At 53.9% G+C, this 16,898-nt stretch carries 15 protein-coding genes and 1 pseudogene; 8 read left to right on the top strand and 8 right to left on the bottom strand.

What is annotated here, in order from left to right; translation table 11 throughout:
* Positions 1–186: 186 nt before the first annotated feature.
* The 6 genes from QMG16_RS11390 (at position 187) to QMG16_RS11365 (ending at position 6,050) form a co-directional block, all read left to right on the top strand.
* Positions 187–999, top strand: a complete 813-nt coding sequence (locus QMG16_RS11390; RefSeq protein ID WP_281794305.1) for a DUF2092 domain-containing protein — start codon at positions 187–189, stop codon at positions 997–999.
* A 2-nt stretch (positions 1,000–1,001) separates the two neighbouring features.
* Positions 1,002–1,745, top strand: coding sequence for a hypothetical protein (locus QMG16_RS11385; RefSeq protein ID WP_281794303.1), 744 nt, complete (start codon positions 1,002–1,004; stop codon positions 1,743–1,745).
* Positions 1,746–1,946: 201 nt separating this feature from the next.
* Positions 1,947–2,384 (top strand): hypothetical protein, encoded by a 438-nt coding sequence (locus QMG16_RS11380; protein ID WP_281794301.1) that lies wholly within the window; start codon positions 1,947–1,949, stop codon positions 2,382–2,384.
* Between the two features lie 138 nt (positions 2,385–2,522).
* Positions 2,523–3,782: a paraquat-inducible protein A gene (locus tag QMG16_RS11375; RefSeq protein WP_281794300.1), complete on the top strand. Its 1,260-nt coding sequence runs from the start codon at positions 2,523–2,525 to the stop codon at positions 3,780–3,782.
* Positions 3,775–5,445 carry a PqiB family protein gene (locus QMG16_RS11370; RefSeq protein ID WP_281794298.1) on the top strand — a complete coding sequence of 557 codons (1,671 nt, stop codon included), beginning with the start codon at positions 3,775–3,777 and terminating at the stop codon, positions 5,443–5,445. Before QMG16_RS11375 ends, QMG16_RS11370 begins: the two co-directional genes overlap by 8 nt.
* On the top strand, positions 5,442–6,050 hold the full coding sequence (locus QMG16_RS11365) for a PqiC family protein (protein ID WP_281794296.1): 609 nt from the start codon (positions 5,442–5,444) through the stop codon (positions 6,048–6,050). The genes QMG16_RS11370 and QMG16_RS11365 overlap by 4 nt, the downstream gene beginning before the upstream one ends.
* A 179-nt stretch (positions 6,051–6,229) precedes the next feature.
* On the opposite strand, the gene alr is transcribed toward QMG16_RS11365, so the two are convergent.
* The 4 genes from alr to QMG16_RS11345 form a co-directional block, all read right to left on the bottom strand.
* Positions 6,230–7,363: an alanine racemase gene (gene alr, locus QMG16_RS11360; protein WP_281794294.1), complete on the bottom strand. Its 1,134-nt coding sequence runs from the start codon at positions 7,361–7,363 to the stop codon at positions 6,230–6,232.
* A gap of 44 nt (positions 7,364–7,407) precedes the next feature.
* Entirely contained in the window at positions 7,408–9,384 is a 1,977-nt protein-coding gene (locus QMG16_RS11355) for an alanine racemase (RefSeq protein ID WP_281794292.1), read from the bottom strand.
* A 197-nt stretch (positions 9,385–9,581) separates the two neighbouring features.
* On the bottom strand, positions 9,582–10,691 hold the full coding sequence (locus tag QMG16_RS11350; RefSeq protein WP_281794290.1) for an ATP-binding protein: 1,110 nt from the start codon (positions 10,689–10,691) through the stop codon (positions 9,582–9,584).
* Positions 10,688–11,164, bottom strand: coding sequence for a hypothetical protein (locus QMG16_RS11345; RefSeq protein ID WP_281794288.1), 477 nt, complete (start codon positions 11,162–11,164; stop codon positions 10,688–10,690). The genes QMG16_RS11350 and QMG16_RS11345 overlap by 4 nt, the downstream gene beginning before the upstream one ends.
* 145 nt (positions 11,165–11,309) lie before the next feature.
* Here QMG16_RS11345 and QMG16_RS11340 point away from each other — a divergent pair.
* Positions 11,310–11,606, top strand: a pseudogene (locus QMG16_RS11340) (transposase); the annotation flags it as partial.
* A gap of 71 nt (positions 11,607–11,677) precedes the next feature.
* Positions 11,678–12,646 carry an REP-associated tyrosine transposase gene (locus tag QMG16_RS11335; protein ID WP_281794284.1) on the top strand — a complete coding sequence of 323 codons (969 nt, stop codon included), beginning with the start codon at positions 11,678–11,680 and terminating at the stop codon, positions 12,644–12,646.
* Here QMG16_RS11335 and oraE read toward each other — a convergent pair.
* From oraE to ortA, 4 genes are read right to left on the bottom strand one after another with little or no spacing between them, the layout of a single operon-like run.
* The gene (gene oraE / locus QMG16_RS11330; RefSeq protein ID WP_281794283.1) at positions 12,636–14,831 is read right to left on the bottom strand and encodes a D-ornithine 4,5-aminomutase subunit OraE; all 2,196 of its coding nucleotides are present in this window, start codon (positions 14,829–14,831) and stop codon (positions 12,636–12,638) included. The genes QMG16_RS11335 and oraE overlap by 11 nt on opposite strands.
* Entirely contained in the window at positions 14,828–15,175 is a 348-nt protein-coding gene (locus QMG16_RS11325) for an ornithine aminomutase subunit alpha (RefSeq protein WP_373878736.1), read from the bottom strand. The genes oraE and QMG16_RS11325 overlap by 4 nt, the downstream gene beginning before the upstream one ends.
* Complete coding sequence (gene ortB, locus QMG16_RS11320) at positions 15,156–16,580, bottom strand: 2-amino-4-oxopentanoate thiolase subunit OrtB (protein WP_281794280.1); 1,425 nt, start codon at positions 16,578–16,580, stop codon at positions 15,156–15,158. The genes QMG16_RS11325 and ortB overlap by 20 nt, the downstream gene beginning before the upstream one ends.
* Complete coding sequence (gene ortA, locus QMG16_RS11315) at positions 16,577–16,891, bottom strand: 2-amino-4-oxopentanoate thiolase subunit OrtA (protein ID WP_281794278.1); 315 nt, start codon at positions 16,889–16,891, stop codon at positions 16,577–16,579. The genes ortB and ortA overlap by 4 nt, the downstream gene beginning before the upstream one ends.
* Positions 16,892–16,898: the final 7 nt, after the last annotated feature.

Genomic DNA, 16,898 nt, shown 5'->3' with positions numbered 1-16,898 from the left:
AGTCGGCGGTCTTGAAAGCCTTGTATCGATATATATCTTAATAGTTAAACCTAAGCATCTGATCAGAAGTTATTTAACACTCTCGAGCCTTATTGATTATGTCATTCCGGCATGCTTTTAGCCGGAATCCAGTCTCACGACAAATTCTCTGGATACCGGCTTACGCCGGTATGAAGGAGTTGGACAATGAAGAGAATAAAATTAGGGATGTTGTTTGCGTGGGTTCTAACTCTGTTGTTGGTTGGTGCACCCTTGCATGCTCAGGAAGGCGGCACTGCTGATATGGAAAAGAGCGGGGAGCAGGCGATGGCTGTCGCAAAGCGGATGGCTGAGTTCCTGTCCAAGGCCCAGAGCTTTAGTGTTACTGTGGATACCGGGTTCGATGTGGTTCAGGATTCCGGACAGAAGATCGAGTTCGGCGAAATACGGAACATAGTGCTCCGCCGCCCTGACCATCTTCGCATCGACGAGACGAAGCGCAACGGTGTAAAGGGCGGAATGATGTTCGACGGTAAGGACCTTGTCGTCTTCAACTTGAAGGCAAACGTCTATGCGACGGATGCCAGAACCGACAAACCCGGAACGGTGGACGAGGCCATTGCCCACTTCATCAATGATCTCGATATGCGGCTGCCCCTGGCCGAGCTGGTGGACAGCAATCTACCCAAGATGTTGGAGGCTGGCGTGCGCGAAGCCGCCTACGTCGAGCAGTCACAGATTGCGGGCGTTCCCTGCGACCACATAGCGTTGCGTGGGAAGAAGGCGGACTTGCAGTTGTGGGTTGCGCAGGGTGATCAACCCCTGCCGTGCCGACTCGTGATTACTTACACTCGTGAAGACGGCCGCCCGCAGTACTGGGCTCAGTTCAGTGACTGGAATCTCTCACCCAAGGCCCCCAATTCGTTGTTTGTCTTTACACCGCCCAAGGGCGCGGTGAAGATTGCGTTTTCCCCACGGATGATTCAGCCCGTAGGAACAGGAATGAAAGAAGGGAAATAACCATGAAAACTAAAATATTGGGACACCTTATAACTTGGAGTGGCCTCTTCCTGATGATCGTTTTTGTGGCCACGCAAGGGGAAGCCTTTCGTGGAGGCGGTGGAGGATTTTCCCGGGGTGGTTTTGCCGGTGGAGGGCATTTCGGTGGAGAGGGTGGATTCGGTGGCGGCGGCTGGGGAGGTGCCGAGTCGAGAGGCGGTGGTTGGGGAGGTGGTGACCGTTTTTCAGGTAGCGGAGTCGCAAGCAGCGGGAATTGGCAGGCCGATCGCTCCAGCATGGAGTCCGGCCGCCAGTCCACGGCAGAACAAATGCAGTCCAGTGCCCAGTCCAGCCGGGAATCCGGTCGTGAATCCTGGCAAAGTTATGGACAACAGGCTCAACAAAGCCGACAAAGCTATGGAGAGCAAGCCCAGCAAAGCCGACAAAGCTATGGGCAACAACAGGCGCAATCCTGGCAAAGCTATGGGCAGCAGGCTCAGCAAAGCCGACAGAGCTGGGCGGACGACTACCATCCTGGATACTATGGTGGTTATGGCTATGGCTACGGCGGCACGTACGCAGCCGGGGCCGTTACCGGTATGGCCGTGGGTAGCGTCTTGACGGCTTCTGCGTTCAATGCGCTGGCGGTCCCTCCAAGCATGATGGTTGTGAACGGTATTACCTACTATCAGTCCGGCTCGACCTGGTACCAGCCTGTATATCAAGGGGACCAGGTAACTTATGTAATTGTGAATCCTCCACAATAAGGGAGGCGGTGAGTGTGACCCCCAGATTATTCCGAGGGGAGCCGATGCGGAGTAACTTCTGAATATGCGTTCGTGGCAGCGGCACGCACACTATGGGCGCCAAATATTTTCATTACAAAACAAGTTATTCAACACTACCCAATTGAAAGGAGACTTCAAATGAAAAGAACGACTTCTACATGCCATTTGAGGAACAAAAGAATGATCAACATCTTTTTTTTCCTTGTTCTGATCGTGGCAATGGCACTGAGCGCGGCGGCCGTTGCCGAAGAGAAAACGCCTTCGGGAACGGTGGAAATCAACGAATACGAACTGGCCTATATTTTCAACGGCCAGATGGGTGGAGGAAAATTACAGTTCCAGGGAAATACCTATGATTTTAAGCTGGGAGGGGTTGGCGTCGGAGGAATCGGAGCCTCTCATATAAGCGCTTACGGCGATGTGTATAACCTTACGGATGTGTCGCAATTTCCAGGAACATATGTTCAGGCGAGTGTCGGTTATTCTGCGACCGACCAGGGAGAAGGGCATCTCTGGCTCCAAAACGGAAATGGTGTCGTTTTGCACCTGACAACAAGCCAGCAAGGACTGGGACTCACCGCAGGAGCCGATGGAATTCAAATAATGATGAAGCAATAAGCCGGCTGGAGGTTTCAATTGATGTTGGGATCGATGGATTCTTTATCGAGGCAAGAGAGGGGGAGTATGCTCAAAATGGTGGCAGGCTTGCTTCCGAGTTAGGATTTTAGCGTCTCTATCGAGAGAATACAAACACGTATGAATCTTGTTCATGCAGGCAAAAGACCGTTGATTCGTTGCCAGGAATGCGATGAGCTTTTTGTCGTTCCCGATGCGCCGGATAAGACAACGGTCAAGTGCGCTCGCTGCGGTGCCGTGCTTTATAAACGAAATACACGCAGTATTGCCAACGCATTCATATTCAACCTCACAGCGCTGATTCTGCTGTTGCTTGCCAATAGCTTTCCGTTCCTTTCCATGTCCATCGAAGGGAGTGTGCAAACCAGCAAACTCATTTCCGGCGCATTGGCCGTGTATCGCCAGGGGATGTGGGAAGTCGGCCTGTTGGTTCTTCTGGTCATGATTGTCGTACCCTTGGCAAAGATCCTGACCAACCTGTACGTACTGGCTCCACTCCATTTCGGCCGGCGTGCCCCGTTTGCTGAACAGGCTGCCCGGCTTGTGGAACTGATCAGCCCCTGGTCGATGGCGGAGGTCTTTCTGCTTGGCGTGCTGGTAACGTGCGTGAAGCTGGCAGATTTGGGGACCATAAAGGTCGGTGTTGCTCTTTTCTGCTTCGTTGCCATGATCGTGGCGATGGCGGCCGGCGATGCCGCCAACGAACCGCGTGAAGTTTGGGAGCGGTTGGAACGCTCGCGGCCGCAACCATTGCCCGATCCCCGAGAGCGAAAGCGGCTGCTCAGCTGTCACGTATGTCACCTGGTTTGCCGTGTCGATCCCCACACAGAGGATGAATCGGCTTTCTGTCCCCGGTGTGGTGCAACGCTTCACCAGCGTAAACCGGACAGCCTCAACCGGACCTGGGCACTGGTCATTGCTGCGGCGATTCTTTACATTCCCGCCAATGTTTATCCGGTGATGACGGTGGTCTCTTTCGGCAAGCCTTTCGTCAACACCATTCTAGGCGGTGTCCAGGAACTGATCAGCTCTGGGATGTGGCCGCTGGCTGTGCTGGTCTTCTTTGCAAGCATTACTGTACCCATGCTGAAACTGGTCGGCCTCATTTTCCTTCTCATCTCGATACACCGCAGATCGCGCTGGAGGCCGGCAGACAGGACGCGTCTTTACCGGATCATCGATGCCGTAGGACGCTGGTCGATGGTCGATATCTTCGTTCTTGCAATCACAGCAGCCCTCGTACAAATGGGCTCGATTGCTACAATCGTTCCCGGGGTCGGTGCGATGGCCTTTGCCTCCGTCGTCGTACTGACAATCTTCGCTGCCATGAGTTTCGATCCGCGTCTGATCTGGGACGCAGCTGGAGCCAATCGTGACTGAAGAGAAGCCTGCCGTCTCACAGGATGATTTGCCGCAAGCGGCTATTGTCGAGAAAAGACGCTTGCCGTCGATCGTCTGGCTCATTCCGCTGGTCGCCTTTCTCATCGGGGTTTGGCTCGTCTACAAAACCTACTCCGAGAAAGGCCCAACCATTACCATTGCTTTTGAAACGGCCTCAGGCCTGGAGGTTGGCAAGACCAGGATCAAGTATCGTGACGTCGACCTTGGTCTTGTCGATTCGGTTGACCTCAGTAAAGATCTTAGCCGGGTGGTGGTCACCGCTGAAATGCGCAAGGAGATTGCCGACCAACTGCGTGAGGGAACCACTTTCTGGATCGTTGAGCCACGATTGACGGCATCGGGGGTTTCAGGCCTCGGCACTCTGGTTTCCGGCACCTACATTGCCATGCGCCCGGGACCGGGTAAAGCAGCAAGGAAATTCACCGGCCTCACTGAGCCGCCTGTGCTGACCGTGGATGTTCCCGGATCCAGATATAAGCTTCATGCTTCCAAGGTCGGATCGATTTCAGCGGGGTCGGGCATTTATTATCGTGGCATCCAGGTCGGCCAGGTCCTCGGCTATTCTCTCGATGACGACGGCCGCGGCGTTACCTTTACTGCCTTTATCGCGGCGCCGCACGATAAACTTGTCAGGGATCGGAGCCGTTTCTGGAATGCCAGCGGCGTCGACATGTCGCTTACTTCGAGTGGAGTGACCGTCCGTACCGAGTCGCTGCAATCCGTGCTGACCGGCGGTATTGCCTTCGATACCGCTCGTGAGTTCAGCCATACCGAGCAGAGTCCCGAAGGCAAGGGGTTTCCACTCTACGAGTCGTTCAGTCAGGCTGAAGAAGCCGGCTTTCACCTCAGACGGCCATTCCTGATCTATTTCAATGGCCAGTCCCTTTCCGGGCTGGATGTGGGGGCGCCGGTTTTGTTTTACGGCATCAAGGTCGGGCAGGTTAGCGACGTTCGCATCATGATCGATCCAAAAACCGGGCTGATAAAAGTTCCGGTGACGGTCGAAATGGAACCGCAACGGCTGAATTTTACGGGCGCATTTTCCATGACAGAAGCGGAAATGGAGTCTTTGCACTGGAAATACATGAAGGAATGGGTACACAAAGGCCTGCGAGCGCAGTTGCAGTCCGGCAATCTCCTGACCGGACAACAGGTGATCGCTCTCAAGTTTTTTCCTAAGGCTGCCCCGGCGGAGCTTGATACAAGTGGAAAGATCCCGGTTATCCCGTCGGAACCGTCGGAATTCAAAGAACTCAGCACCCAGGCAAGTAATTTCCTGGCTAAACTCGAGTCGCTCCCGCTGCAGGAACTGATAAACGATCTGCGCCATACAATCCAGTCAACGGACCGGCTGATCAATTCGAAATCGGTAAAGGATGCGGTGACTTCCTTGAAAGAGGTTGGTCCCCTGCTCGATAGTCTGAAAGCAACGTCGGATACCGCCCGCAAAACATTAGCCAAGGCAGAGACGGTGATGACCGACGCCGACCGGATGGTCGGTGAGGACTCCCAACTGCGCTACGGCCTGGTTCAGATGATAAAGGAGCTGACGGATACCAGCCGAGCTGTGAGGACCTTGGCGGATACGCTGCAGCGTCATCCGGAGGCATTGATTCGAGGGAAGGAGGGTTCCAAAAAATGATGAACCGAAAGAGATGCCTCTTGCTTGCACTGTTGATGCTGTCACTCGCTTTGACCGCCTGCAGAAGCCCGCAGACCTGTTTTTATACGCTTACAAGCGTCGTTGATCCAGGCGTGAATATACAGGCACATTCCCCTCTGACGATCGGAATCGGACCGGTCAGCATCGCAGGCTATACCGACCGGCCGGAGATCGTTATCCGTGAGAGTCCCTATGTTGTTCGTCTGCGGGACTTTCGGCAATGGGCTGAACCGCTTGCCAATGGGCTGCCGGCCGTTTTGCTTCAAAATATTGCGAATCTTATGCCCGGCGACCGCGTCGATGCCTTTCCTCAGGCAACGCCGTCACCGCTCGATTACCGTGTCCAGGTCGATTTTACCCGCTTTGATGTCAGCAAAAGCGGGCAGGCAACGCTCGCTGCCCGTTGGCAGATCTTTGACGGCAAAACCGGGCAACTGGCATTTTCACGCACATCCACGGTCAGCGAGCAGGCGGCCGATACCAGTGCGGACGCCGCTGTTGCTGCGCTCAGCCGGACAGTGGGGAAGCTGGCCGTAGAGATCGCAGAGCAAGTTGCGATGCTCGCCGCCACTTCCACCTCCTGAGCGGCTTTGAACCTGAATTAACTCCCATGACCGGAACGGTCACAACGAAAAATGAAAAAGGCAAAGAGATGCAAGCCAATGTGGAAAGCGGGAAACGCTCTTGAAAAGCGATGTTATCATGAGCCATGAGCTATGAACCATGAGCCTTTTTTCATATAAACCTTGAGCCATATAAGCCCCTAAGCCTTCAAGGGGATTCGAGGCACGCGTTTCGCGATGTTGGTCACAATTTCATAATTGATGGTGCCAAGAGTTTGGGCAAGATCATCCACCGTGATTTCATCGTTGCCCTGTTTTCCCACGATGACGGCTTCATTTCCCGGTTCCACCCTGCCGCGGAGCGCGGTCACATCCACCAGGCATTGATCCATACAAATCCTCCCCACCTGTGGGCATCGGATCCCATGAATCAAGAATTGCAGTTTATTGGAGAGCAGCCGGCTCATTCCATCTCCGTAACCCAGAGGGATGGTCGCGATCAGAGACGGAGTTTGAGTATGAAAGGTGTGCCCGTAGCTCAGCCCCGTTCCAGCGGGTACCTCCTTCAGAAAAGTGATGCGGCTTTTCCATTCGAGGACCGGTTTGAGTTCCTTTACCCGTGGGTTCAACATGGAAAGAGACGGTTTCAGACCATAGATGGATATCCCCGGGCGTGCGGCATCGAAGTAAGCATCCGGCAGATCGAAGATAGCCGCACTGTTGGCGAAATGATACACGCTGATTCCGTATCCTCTGGATGCTTCTTTCACCTGCCGAAACAGGTCGATCTGGCGTACGGCAAAGGATTTGTCCTCTTCGTCGGCCATGGGGAAATGACTCATGATGCCCTTTACAGTGACCTCGGGGTAGTCACGGCAACGATCGAGAAACTCAACGACCTGATCCGGGCGAATCCCCACGCGGCCCATGCCGGTATCCACCTTGAGATGTACTGCAACCTTTTTCCCCGTTCTGGAAGCGACCCTTGCGATCCCTTCCACCATTTCAAGAGTGCAGACGACGGGTTCGCATCCGTAGGCCACCAGGTACTCACTGTTTTCCGGTAAAGTGGCTGAGAGTACGATGAACGTTGCGTTCAGCCCCGCTTCCTTCAGATCGATGGCTTCCGAAACATGAGCGACGCACAGGGTTTCATATCCCATGTCCATGAGATGGCGGCCGACGATTTCTGCGCCATGGCCGTACGCATTGGCTTTGATGGCCGGCCAGAGGGGGCGGTCGCCTACCAGGCTTTGAAGCAGATTCATGTTGTGGGTGAGATGATCGAGGTGGATGAATGCCTGAGTCAGATGACTCGACCGATGATGATCCAAGATAGGCCTCCTGCTGTGATCGCCTTGCAGTATTCAGAGATTGTTTACACTGTTCCAAGAATCTTCTTTCCAAACAAGGAAAGAATATACTCCACTGCGGTTCGCTCTGTGGAGCCATTTTTGTCCCTCTCCTGAGAGAAACCTACCACCGCCAAGGATCGAAGAAGTTCCGACCGGGCGATCATTTCCATCACGAGGTGCCCCTCCCGGTAGGAGAGGCCGCCTTTGGCAGGCTGAAGGACTGCGGGTGCCACGCCGGGATCTAAAACATCCATGTTCAGGTTCAAATGAATGCCCGCGGTGCCCATTCCCGCAGTATGCAGAGCACGATCCGCGACCTCGCGTATCCCAAGGGCATCGATCTCTTCCATGGTGTAGACGGTTATGCCTGAGTGGATGATCCGTTGAGCTTCCTCGTCCTCTACTTCCCGCAGGCCGATCAAAACGACCTGTTCCGGTTGGAGGCAGGGTTGAATGCCTGCAAGCGCCGCAGTTGTGCCCACGTCGAAGCCAAGAGCTGATCCAAGTGCCGAGTGCCGAAGGGGCACATCGGTACGGGGGGGCATGAAGCCGCCGTGAGCGCTGAGAATGATCGTGCCGCAGGACGGCAGAAATCGGGCCAATCCCTGGTAGACACCAAGGCAATGCCCGGGATCATTTGCCAGAACCAGGGGAATGCAATCTTGCGCAAGAGCTTCGACCACCCCATCAGCCACTGCCGGTGCCATTTCAAGGATCTGCCGGTTTTCCGCGGAAGGGGAATGCCTTTCATGGCTCTGCGTTTCTCCTCCCGAGGGAGAGGAGATGTTCTTTTTTATGACATTCGAATATCCCAGAACTTTCAAGCCCTTCTCAAGTCTTTCAATATCAAATACCGTGAAGGGGGCTTTACCGTTGGCTCCCCTGATACACAAAATCATCACCCCGGCACGAAGTCGTTCCATTTCGAGACCTCTCAGAGGGCGTTTTTCCACATACTGGGAAGTCATGGCAGCCAAAAGTGCCCCGTAGTTCATGGAAAAGGCCAGGTCCTCCCCCAGATGAACGGCTTTTTGTGCCCGTGTGACGTCCAAGATGAGGTGGTCGCTGGATGCGCCGAGGATGGAAAGTCCTAGATCCACCGGCTTGATGCCTTCGATGTCGACATCTTCCCGCCCGATGTTCAATATGGCCCGGATCATCTCACCCTTATCTTCAAAAACGGGTTTACCTCCGAATGCGTCCTCGCTTGTCGGCCCGATGGGCATGGATGGCTTTTCTTTCAACTCGATCACTTCCGCATGGAGCATAAACGCATCCTGAAAGGTGCCGGGCCAGGCGGTCCGGTTTATGGTTTCGCGGCCAAGGAGAATCCCTTCGCCGATACGCACGTGATTGATCCGCTTGGGCATCTTACCCGAAGCAATGAGGTTGAGTGCGCTCGAATTCCCACCTGAAATATACTGCAGATCGATGCTGAAACTCTTTTCGATCATGCAGGCGTATTCGACCAGCCGGTTCATGTTTTCTGCCGTGGGAATTACACCTCCGTAACAACTGAGATTCGTTCCGAGACCCACGATGCGGATTCCGGGAAGGCCCACTGCGTCACGGACAAACGGGAGAAGATCGTCCGGCCACACTCCCTCGCGAAGGTCGCCAAGATCGACCATGATGATGATCTTATGAACCAGCCCTCTGCGGCATGCGGCATCCGAAAGTGCCGAGATCACTGGGAGTTCTGAATTCAGACTGATATCTGCCGAGGCTACGATATCGTCAGCCCCTGAAAGGGGTGGGATCCTGAGAAGCATGAAGGAAGTGTTGACTCCATTGGCTTTCAGGCGGTGAATATTCTTCATTCTGGATTCGCCGATGGAAGAGACGCCGCCGCGAAGCATGGCTTTGGCCACCTGGGGCATGCCGCAGGTCACCTTGGTGACACCGGTGACTTCAATGCCGTGTGCCCTGCAGAGCCGGGTTATTGTACGGGCATTGTGTTCAATTTTTTCAAGATCGATGGTGATGTAGGGTCCGTACATGTTCTTTTTTCCAAGGGACTCGCCGGTTTTTTCAAGAGAAAAATTCACTCGGCCCAGATCTGATGTGATGAAAATCAGGCTGAATTGATCCGCAAATTAAGCAGATTTTGGAAGATTAAGAGATCATCTATCTTGGGTTGGCGGGATTATTTAGCCTGCTCAATCTGCGGATGAAAACGGAATGGAAAAGTCCAATTTCAAGGGCTGACCCCTGAAAGGGGAAGAGAGATGAAAAAGGTTGTCCCCTCTCCCTCTTTGGTTTCAAACGTGATGCGCCCTTCATGAGTTTCAATCATTTCTTTGGCGTATGACAAACCGAGCCCGGATGCCAGCTTCTTGGTGCTGAAAAGCGGTTCGAATATCTTGTTTTGTATCTCCGCTGCAATTCCCTGACCGTGATCCTGGATAGTGAATACGACGCAGTCTCCTTCCTGAAACATCCGCAGTGAAACTTCGCCATGCTGTGGAGAGGCTTCAATGGCATTTACAAAAACCTCCTTGAGCGCCATGACGATCGAATCCTTGTCAACGATCAGCTGTGCTTTGACCGGCTCTTTCTCTGTCAGCACCCTCACCTGCGCAAGTCGGGCTTTACCTTGGACCGACTCTAACAATGCTTCAAAGATCAGATCGGGATTTGTCTCTTGCAGTTCGGTAGCCATCTCATGACCCGCCTTGAGGATCCCCGCCACCAGCTGCTCCAGCTTTTCTGTTTCCGCCAGGATGATTTCCAGTTTCGGACCCAGTTCGAAGTCACAGGCAAATTTACGCTGCAGGATTTTGACAAACCCGCCTATGGAGAGTATGGGGTTTCTCGTCTCGTGAGCCAGGAGGGAGGCCATGCGGGCGGCTGTGGCGCGCCTTTCCAAGCGGATAATCTTTTCCTGGTCCTCCTTGATTTCCTGGTAGGCTTTTTCCAGTTTGTCATAGGCTTCAGTGATTTTTTTTGCGTAGTTCTGAACGACATAAAACGTTTTCTCGACCTTGTGGTAATAAAAGGTAATGGAGGCGATAAACATAAAGGTGGCTGTATTGATTGCCCCGCTAATGGGCGCGATTTTTTCCCATGCAGATTGTTTTCCCATGGAGATAAGAACGATCTTGGCGATATGTCCCGCGCCTCTGCCTATGGAAAAAGCGGAAAAGACCAATGCCAGGACGACCAGGTAGGACCAGATCAGATTCTCCGGGTCCTTCCTCGATATTTTGAAAGCATAGCGCAGCGACAGGAAAGCAAAAATGATCATTACGCTCGAGCCGAACAGATCCACGGCCCAGACAGGCCAAATCGGCAATCCACTGATCATTTCTGCTCCTCATACAAGGTTTTGATGCCCCAAAAGAAGAAAAGAATGGCGGGCATGCAAATGAGATGGTCGAATTTTAAAATGTAAAAAGGAATTCCAATCCTTGCGGGCGCTTCCGCTAGAACCTGATGCCAGACCCCGGCCTTTCCTGTAAAAGACGGAGCCGGCATGAGCTCTTCCAGGATGTGCCCTACAAAGGCGTAGAGGTTCCAAAGAAAAAAGAACGCACAGGAAATCTTGATGCGATTCCAGCCTTTTCCTGTAAGCAGTGGATTGCGATGCAGTCTTGAAAATAGAAAAGCGGCGGCGGCCAAAAAAAGAAGGTGTCCCAGCTGGTGAATGTAAAGACCCTCAGGAGCCTTATGAGTCTGGGTGGCGTAAGCCGGCAGGGCGGCAACAAACAAACTGAAAATGACGATGCATGTAATGAGTCCGGACACCCTGCTGGTCCACTTGAGTCTTCTACGCCACATTAATGCAACCTCATATTATTTTGATTTTTAAGCCACAAGTATGAATGAAATCCCTCACAATGCAACCATTTTTGTATCCATGGGGTCAGCCCTTGACTTGAGACATTCCCCATGCTAAAGGTTTCGCTTATATGGGAGGTTTTTCATGGCGAGACCTTTGCGGATTCAACACGAAGGCGCTTTTTATCACGTCACGAGTCGCGGAAATGAGCGCAAGAGGATCTTTTTTTCCAAGGCGGATTACGATCGGTTCAAAACCTATCTTGAGGAAGCGCGGGAAAAGTACGCATACCGCCTCCACTGCTATGTCCTGATGCCCAATCATTATCATCTGCTCATTGAAACCCCCGGAGGAAATTTGAGCAAGGTGATGCATTACATCAACGGATCCTACACCAACTACATCAACAGGAGAAAAGGCCGGACGGGGCATCTTTTCCAGTATCCATGGGGTCAGCCCTTGACTTGAGACATTCCCCATGCTAAAGGTTTCGCTTATATGGGAGGTTTTTCATGGCGAGACCTTTGCGGATTCAACACGAAGGCGCTTTTTATCACGTCACGAGTCGCGGAAATGAGCGCAAGAGGATCTTTTTTTCCAAGGCGGATTACGATCGGTTCAAAACCTATCTTGAAGAAGCGCGGGAAAAGTACGCATACCGCCTCCACTGCTATGTCCTGATGCCCAATCATTATCATCTGCTCATTGAAACCCCCGGAGGAAATTTGAGCAAGGTGATGCATTACATCAACGGATCCTACACCAACTACATCAACAGGAGAAAAGGCCGGACGGGGCATCTTTTCCAGGGCAGATACAAAGCCATCCTGGTGGATAAGGACAACTACCTCCTGGAATTGAGCCGATATGTCCACCTGAATCCGGTAAGAGCGGGGATAGTCGAAAGACCCGAGGCCTATCCTTACAGCAGTTACAAGTCATTTATTCAAAAAGAGGGGGAAGAGATAGTTTATCGGGATCTTATCCTGGCAATGCTTGCGAGCGACCCGGCTTTGGCCCGGAGTAAATATCGTGCCTTTATAGAGAGCGCTATATCGGAAGAGCTGGAGAGTCCTTTGAAGGATGTCTACGGGGGAGCGATTCTGGGCGGAGAGAATTTTATTCGGAAGACTCTGGGGCGGCTGAAGGATGAAACCCTGAGCAAAGAGGAGGTATCGTCCCGGCGTGAGCTGCAAAAATCGATGGGAGCTGAAGAGATATTGAAAATAGTGTCGCATCATTTGGGGATCTCCATCGAAGATCTGGCAGTGCAGAAGGATGACAAGAGGGACCTGACGATTTATTTACTCAAAAAGTATACGGGGCTGACCAACCGCCGGATCGGAGATTTGTTTGGCGGTTTGAGCTATTCCGCAGTTGCGAAGGTGTATGCGAGGTTCCCGGAAAAGGCCGAGAAAGATAGCGCACTTGGCAAATTGCTGGCTGTGTTCTCCCTTGCAATTTCCAATGTCAAGGGCTGACCCCACTAAGGTTTCTGACAATGAATGTGGCCACCTGGCGCCCCTTGGCGCCCCTTCCGAATCCTGCGTCCATGCCGCAGGCCCTGGCCATTTCGTCGGTCACCTGGGTGCCGCCGGCGATGAGGAGCACCTTATTCCGCAAGCCCCGTTCGACGGCCAGGTCATGGAGTTTTTTCATGTTGGTCTTGTGAATGTCGTTGTGAGTTACTATGGTGGAGATCAAAACAATGCGTGCGCCCGTCTCCTCAACGGCATCCAGGACCCGGGAAAGAGAAACCGAAGTTCCCAGGTAGTGGCATTGGAAGCCGTACCTTTCAATGCCTCCATGCTTGATGTCCAGAATCTCTCTCAATCCGACGGAATGTTCATCCTGCCCCACTGTGGCCCCCACGACATGGATGTCTCTTGGCCGGACATAGGCCTCGATTTCCTTGTCGGGTAAGCTTTCCTCTTTTTTCTGAAGGACCAGTTCATCCCTTTTCACCGCATAATCGAGCCTTCCCTTGACCTCAAAGAGGCTTCCTTCCGCAGGGTGCATGAGCCGCCTGCTGATCACTTCCGGGTTCAAGAGCCCCATTTTTTCCGCCATCTTGAGGGCCGCCGCTTCCGCCACTTCGGGTTCCTCGGGGATAAAAAGGGTGACGCACACTATACCGTCCCCGGACCATTCGACTTCGGGCCGCACCCATCCGGCGGCTTTTTCCTCGAGGGGTTTTTCAAGGCGTTTGTGTACATTGTCCATTGGGTCCAGTTCATCGATATACTGAATCTTGGAGGGATCACAGAGGGTGCATCCCCCGTATGAACCGCAAGGCTTTTCGTCCTTTGGTGCATAAACGTTGTCACCGAAATGGCAGCAGACGGGAGCGCCGTAATCGGGTTCACGCTTTATGATGGAATCGGCGGCAACTCCGCCGTGGGGATCTCGGACGATTCCATCTCCCTTTCTTTCGGGAAAACAACCCGAATCCACGAAATGCCCTTCTTCCACCGCAGCAAAATAACCTCCCGCTTCAAGGATTTCCTCCAGGAAAAGAACGGCGCGTTCCTTCAATTCCCGAACCTTTTCAGGCAGGCTGCCCTCCCTTTTCAGTTCGACCATCTCCATGAGTCCGTCCGTTCCCATGAGGGTCTGCCGGCCGGTATTCACTCCCAGGATGTTGTTGTAATGCCAGGGCACGTTGCGTCCTTCATCCGGGGTGATGGTGCTCTGAATGTCGGTGGGAGTCATGCTGGTAATCAATGTGTCGAGCACATGGGTGATGGTCGCTTCGGCCATGTCCGCTTCCATGTACCGTGTGTTCTGTTGAGCACGGAATTTGAACCCCTTGAAAATCTCCCGGAGCGCCACGGCATAGGGGAGGTCGAGACGCATTTTGGGTGCGGGGGGTGCAGTGGGAGGGACCGTGGAAAGAGCGATGAATTCCCTCGGCATGCCTACCGCCAGGGAAAATGCCGCATTGACGGCGTGCTGCACGAAGAGCTCCGGCATGACCTTCCAGGCTTCTTTGGCCGTGGCATTGGCATTATGCGCCCCGTCGATCTGAAGGATTCCCGCTCCGGCCATGATCGTTTTGGCTTCGGCGGCATCCACGAAGGAACGGTGCATGTTGATGTTTCTGTAGAGCACGTTGTACTGGGGGTCCTGGTGGGCTCCATTTACACCTTCTTCAGCAAACATGACGGCAATTTCCGGGCCCGCGACTCCGCTCACGTAGGAATGGAAGTTGATGGGCCTCCCCACCTCCTCCTCGATGGCGTCCAGGGCTTTGCGCGTTGCTCGAAGCTGCTTTCTCGTGATGGGGATTCCACCCACTCCCTCCGGTGTGCCTTCAATGAGTCCGTCGAAGTGCGACTGGCCCACGGTGCGGATGACCATGATGTGGTCCGCTCCGTGCCATGCCGCCATGCGCATGCGCCGGATATCGTCTTCGAACCGCCCGGATGCGATTTCCGTCGTGATCACCACATCGCATTGAGGATCTATGTTCCCCAGGTGCCGGGCTGAAGGAAGCGGCACGGAATTTTTGAGGTTTTGCGACGTTTCCTTGAAGACGAAGGGGCCGATCTCCTGGTTTTCAATATGCCTGCGCCAGCTCCATCCCTTTCGCTTGGGGCGGTATTTGTCCAAATCCTCGAGCACTTCCTGGATGTCGATTTTCTTTTCCGGGACCAGGGATTTCATCCTGCCACCTCCTCCCAATATTTTCCGTCCATCAATGCAAGCCCAGCCTCCCGTACGGCAATGCCCTTCTTTCGTGCGAGCCGAAGGATGAGGTTCCCCGCGCCGTGGCCGAGAATTCCCTTCTCGAGCATAGTATTGACGATGGACTTTGCTTCCAGACTGGAAAAGCCCATCCGCAGGAGCACCGACCGTTCGATGGAAGGAGAAGTATGGGTTTTGGCTTCCTCCACGAGGGGCTGAACGATCTGATTCACCAAAGTCCAAAAATACGTGTGCAGTTCCTCATCGGACATTTTTTCTAAATGTTGTCGCCGGGTTTTGAAGTCATCCGCTCTTTCCGTAATGCTCATGAATCACCTCCCGAACATAGTCCTGAGTTGATTTTGTATCGGCTGCCAAAAATCGCACATCGGTTTCGGTGGGAAACCGCTTCTCCCCAAGGGAATGAAGGGCATTTCGCAGGTAGGACCTTCTGAGCCGGTCCAGGTCCACATCCACGGCCTCAATTTGAGCGGGATGCTCCGGGATGACGATGGATTTTCCCGGCTTGCTCGCTCCGGGATCCCCACGCACCACCTCAATGCCCATTTGTTTTGCGAGATTCAATTGTGCGGATGGATGCTTGCCGGCTCCCGTGTATTCGGTTTCCTGCACGACGATGATCTGGTCCCGCTCCATCCGTCGCGCCATGGCAAATGCGGCGGCGAGCGAGGTGTTTCCCGCCGGGCCGCGTTCCAGTCCCTCGATTTCAGCGAGGACCTGCGTGATATAAAAGACCTCTCCTTGAGTCACTGTAACGAAGCGGTCCATGTAACGAAGGGCCCGTGCCGCGTTTCTCGGCACGTCCGCCCTGTCGGGCCAGGTGGAAAAGGGAATGGAAAAGCCCGTATGGCCGGTGGTGAAGGACTTGCGATTGAAATCGCGGTCCGAAGCCATATGGAGGCCGGAAAGGTCCACGCTTGCGGCAACCACTCGGGTCTCCGCCGCACCCGCTTTCAGGAGCCCTCGGGCCGTGCCCGTGACGTTCCCGCCCCCCGCATGCGTGGCGACCACCACATCGGGAAATCTTCCCTCCCCAGTCTGGATCTGCAGGGCGAGCTCATAGCCCAGGGTTTCGATTCCGAGGATGGAGTAGGGGGTGTAGAGGGAAGCGTTGAAGTACCCGGTTTCTTTGAGCACCGCAAGAAAGACGTAAAAGAGTTCCGGACCTACGGAGAGCCGGACGACTTCCGCTCCGTATGCTTCGCAGGCCCTCGTTTTTTCAGCGATTTCCGGCTGCGCGACCCCTTTGCTGTCAAAGGCTTCCTGCACGATGATGCATCGAAGGCCCGCTTTCGCCGCCTGTGAAGCCACCGCCGCACCGTAGTTGCCGCTCGTCGCCGCGGCAATTCCTCTGTAGCCGCGCTTTTTCGCTTCATGAGCTGAAAGGGAGGCCCTGCGGTCCTTGAACGACCCCGAAGGGTTGGCTGCTTCGTCCTTTAAAAAGATGCGCGCTCCCATTCCCGGCTTGGAAACGGCGCGGGCAAGCCCGGTGAGATTCCTGAGTTCGACCATGGGGGTGTTGCCCACTCCGGTCTCGCTCTGGATGGAACGGATCGTTTGAAGGTCATAACCGGTGTCGGCGAGCAGCCTTTCGTAATCGAAGGAAAGGGGGCCAGTGATGTATCGAGCGTAATCGATGCCGACGGAAGAGCGCATGATTTCTGTGCGCTGAGCCATTATGGATTCATAGCTATCGCGGGGATTCATTGTGCCTGCCCCTTTTCCCTGAGAATCGCCCGTACTTCGCCTCCTATGCGTGAGAGTTCGGGAATCGGGGAACCAAACATGTGCGTGTACGGCGGATTGACCGCTGTGAGTTTTCCCCTGAGCGTCCGGCCGGCGGGCGTGACGATTTCAGCTTCCCCGCCCACCACGGCGTCATGGACCAGAAATCCCTTGACCTTCATTTCCAGAGGGACCCTTTGCGTGTCCTCGGGAACCTGTGGAGCTCTTTCACCCTTTTCCAGCACGATGCCGTGAATTTCAACCCAGGAACCTTTCTCTGCGCGTTCAGCCATTGGCCGT

The organism is Desulforhabdus amnigena (assembly GCF_027925305.1).
Classification (GTDB): domain Bacteria; phylum Desulfobacterota; class Syntrophobacteria; order Syntrophobacterales; family Syntrophobacteraceae; genus Desulforhabdus; species Desulforhabdus amnigena.
The sequence above is the reverse complement of the archived record's forward strand: the minus strand, read 5'-3'. Positions and strand labels throughout refer to the sequence as shown.

What these genes read in the sequence shown, in the direction of transcription:
- QMG16_RS11390 (WP_281794305.1), top strand. Translation starts at nt 187, where the DNA reads ATGAAGAGAATAAAATTAGGGATGTTGTTTGCGTGGGTTCTAACTCTG.
- QMG16_RS11385 (WP_281794303.1), top strand. Translation starts at nt 1,002, where the DNA reads ATGAAAACTAAAATATTGGGACACCTTATAACTTGGAGTGGCCTCTTC.
- QMG16_RS11380 (WP_281794301.1), top strand. Translation starts at nt 1,947, where the DNA reads ATGATCAACATCTTTTTTTTCCTTGTTCTGATCGTGGCAATGGCACTG.
- QMG16_RS11375 (WP_281794300.1), top strand. Translation starts at nt 2,523, where the DNA reads ATGAATCTTGTTCATGCAGGCAAAAGACCGTTGATTCGTTGCCAGGAA.
- QMG16_RS11365 (WP_281794296.1), top strand. Translation starts at nt 5,442, where the DNA reads ATGATGAACCGAAAGAGATGCCTCTTGCTTGCACTGTTGATGCTGTCA.
- QMG16_RS11355 (WP_281794292.1), bottom strand. Translation starts at nt 9,384, where the DNA reads ATGTACGGACCCTACATCACCATCGATCTTGAAAAAATTGAACACAAT.
- QMG16_RS11350 (WP_281794290.1), bottom strand. Translation starts at nt 10,691, where the DNA reads ATGATCAGTGGATTGCCGATTTGGCCTGTCTGGGCCGTGGATCTGTTC.
- QMG16_RS11345 (WP_281794288.1), bottom strand. Translation starts at nt 11,164, where the DNA reads ATGTGGCGTAGAAGACTCAAGTGGACCAGCAGGGTGTCCGGACTCATT.
- QMG16_RS11335 (WP_281794284.1), top strand. Translation starts at nt 11,678, where the DNA reads ATGGCGAGACCTTTGCGGATTCAACACGAAGGCGCTTTTTATCACGTC.
- oraE (WP_281794283.1), bottom strand. Translation starts at nt 14,831, where the DNA reads ATGAAATCCCTGGTCCCGGAAAAGAAAATCGACATCCAGGAAGTGCTC.
- ortB (WP_281794280.1), bottom strand. Translation starts at nt 16,580, where the DNA reads ATGAATCCCCGCGATAGCTATGAATCCATAATGGCTCAGCGCACAGAA.
- ortA (WP_281794278.1), bottom strand. Translation starts at nt 16,891, where the DNA reads ATGGCTGAACGCGCAGAGAAAGGTTCCTGGGTTGAAATTCACGGCATC.